At 58.7% G+C, this 1,534-nt stretch carries 2 pseudogenes; both read right to left on the bottom strand.

Annotation, left to right across the window (positions count from 1 at the left end):
- A pseudogene (locus AS156_RS41775) lies at positions 1 to 144 on the bottom strand (IS701 family transposase); the annotation flags it as partial.
- Between the two features lie 101 nt (positions 145 to 245).
- A pseudogene (locus AS156_RS05410) lies at positions 246 to 1,534 on the bottom strand (IS701 family transposase); the annotation flags it as partial.

Genomic DNA, 1,534 nt, shown 5'->3' with positions numbered 1-1,534 from the left:
GATCAGTCCCGCAACGTACAGAGGACACATCCGCTGCCGAGTCTTATGACCCAGCCGGTCCAAGAACGGCATCAGCCAGCGTTCGAGTTCGTCTTCCCATCCCGCCATGGTCAGCCCTCCAAGAGCCGACCACCCATGAATCATTGAAAAATTGATTCGGGAATCCTAAAAAATCGCGGAAATCCAATAATCTGCCAAAGTAGTGCTAGCACTACTTTGGCAGAAACTGTTTTTGTAGCGACTTTTCAAGGATTCGTCTTCTGCAGTACGGACACCGCTGAGCCCGCGGTCGCAGGATGAGATCGACGATGGCGTGACGTACTGCGGGCATGGTTGGCTGAGGCGGAGGCCCGTTGATTCTTTTTTTTCCGCCCCGCATATGCGAGGCGACGATGTTGCAGGAAGGCGTAGGCGATCATGGTCATTAGAGCGTGACGATGAAGGCCTTGCCATGATCGCCCTTCGAAGTGATCAAGTCCAGCTCCTCTTTCAACTGCTGATGCGCCTGCTCGCAGATCCATCGTGCCTTGATGGTGGCGGCCTGTGTGCGCAGTTCCGTCGCCGCAGGCAGGTTGGCGAGATAGTATTTCTTCTCCCCTGAGGCACGTTGCTCGCCAATGAGCCAGGCTTCGTCGCCCGGGAGATGCTGCTGACCCTTATCCCAAATCCGCTGCGGAGGGCCGTCGGCGGTGCGGACACGAAGAGCAGCAAATCGAGCTTTCAGCCGCCCTTTCGTCCCGCTGCGCCAACTCACGGCTTTCCATTTGGCGCTGGCCAGCATTTGTTCTGCCGCAATCGATAAGACATCGGGCACGTGGTGCTTTCGTGGTTTCCCGCGGACTTTGGTAATCGGCCAAATGAGCTTCACATCGACCGGATACACCTTCAGGTGCCGAGGGATGCCGACAGCCCAGGCCAGCCCGCGCTCTGTTAGCCCTTGTCGAAACGGTGCGCTGAGCCCGTATCCTGCATCCGCCAGCACACATCCAAAGCGCACGTTGGCTGCCATCACGCGGTCAATCTCGGCCAAAGCAATCTCCGGCTTGGACCGTAGCGTTCGGTGTTCGACTGGCACGCGAGCGCGCTTCAAACGAGACACGTTGCTTGTCCAACTATCGGGCAGAAAGAGGCGCAACGCGACCATCACCGGCACTTCGCCGCGCGCAAGCGTCAAAGACACCAGCGTTTGGCAATTTGCCGTTTTGCCGAGAGCCGACGCGTATTGAGCTGCAACACCAACCGAGCGTTCGCCCTTCTTCGGCAGTGAGGTGTCATCAATAACGAGCACCGCATCCCTACCGCCGACAAGTCGGTCCGCCTGGTTGAGCAGCTCCGTCTCCAGCGGCGTCGCGTCCCAGACACCGTCCGCAATGAAATGGTGCAGTTGGTCGTAGTTGCCCGTGGCAAGGCGCTCCGCCATCGGCTGAACGCTCTTGCGATCGCCAGGACCGATCAGTCCCGCAACGTACAGAGGACACATCCGCTGCCGAGTCTTATGACCCAGCCGGTCCAAGAACGGCATCAGCCAGCGTTC

It is taken from the genome of Bradyrhizobium macuxiense (assembly GCF_001542415.1).
Classification (GTDB): Bacteria; Pseudomonadota; Alphaproteobacteria; order Rhizobiales; family Xanthobacteraceae; genus Bradyrhizobium; species Bradyrhizobium macuxiense.
This window is presented reverse-complemented; position numbering and strand designations above follow the sequence as displayed.